1 protein-coding gene is annotated in these 949 nt (G+C 71.2%); it reads right to left on the bottom strand.

The window, feature by feature from the left end; translation table 11 throughout:
• Positions 1 to 687 precede the first annotated feature (687 nt).
• On the bottom strand, positions 688 to 949 hold a 262-nt coding region (locus BIV23_RS44865; protein WP_071386755.1), incomplete at its 5' end, for a PIN domain-containing protein.

Below are 949 nucleotides of genomic sequence, written 5' to 3'. Positions count from 1 at the left end.
ACCACGTTCGGAAAGCGGATGGCGTCTCAGGCATGTCAGGCCCCCAGCGGGCTGGTTCGTATCATGGCGACCTGGCTACAGATCACCGAGCTGTCGGCGTCCCGGACCGCAGGAGAGCCAACGGTGCTGTCGGCTGTCGGCGTTCCGCCCGCAGCCTGCTCGACCCGGATCCGGATGGCGGCAAACCGGCGCCGCTGTCTCAGAGGTGTCACCGGAGCGGCTGGCTGGGTAGGCGGTTTGACAGAACTGGGCTGATGCACGGGAGGACAATTTCACTGGTCCCGTTCCCACCCGCCCGCCGTCGGCGTGGTCTCCCGCCCGTGCCGCCGAGCTCGGGCGCTGCACCAGCCGGGGCCGGCTGCTGCCCATGCAGAACCCGTGCGGCGCCTGACCCATGTAAATGCTGCGCTGCACCTCGGACACCGCCCTGCTGCACCCGGCGACCACCACCAAGACCACGAGCAGCACCGGCTACAGCACGGTGCCGTGCAGGGCGCGGCGGTCCCCGGACATCGCGTAGCCCTTGAGTGTTGTCCGCTCAGCCGGATGTCCCACTGTCCGTGGACAACAGACTCTTTTGCCGAAAGACCCCGGGTCTGCCGCGGCGGCGTCCAGGACGTCCCACACCATGTCGGCCCTGGAGTCCTAGCTTGTCTGAGCTAGGACTCCGGGGCCTCCACGTCGCGGTCAGGGCGTCAGGTCCAGGACGCGGACCGGCTCGCCGACCCACCGCTCGGGAGCGGTGGTGGCGATGATCGCCCCGTCGGGGCGGTCCGGGGTGGGCTGTGCGGCGTACTGGGCGTGCGCGCCGGCCCAGGTGTCCTGGCTGGCCACGGCGAGGGCGGCGGGCAGGTCCAGGTCCAGGACGGTGATGCCGGGCAGGGCGGCCAGGTGCTCGGCTGTGCCGGGGCGGGCGCGGTCGGCTTCGACGAGGGCGCAGGTGGGGGCG

The organism is Streptomyces monashensis, assembly GCF_001866665.1.
Taxonomy (GTDB): domain Bacteria; phylum Actinomycetota; class Actinomycetes; order Streptomycetales; family Streptomycetaceae; genus Streptomyces; species Streptomyces monashensis.
Note: the sequence above shows the minus strand (reverse complement) of the source record. Positions and strands in the feature narration are given on the sequence as shown.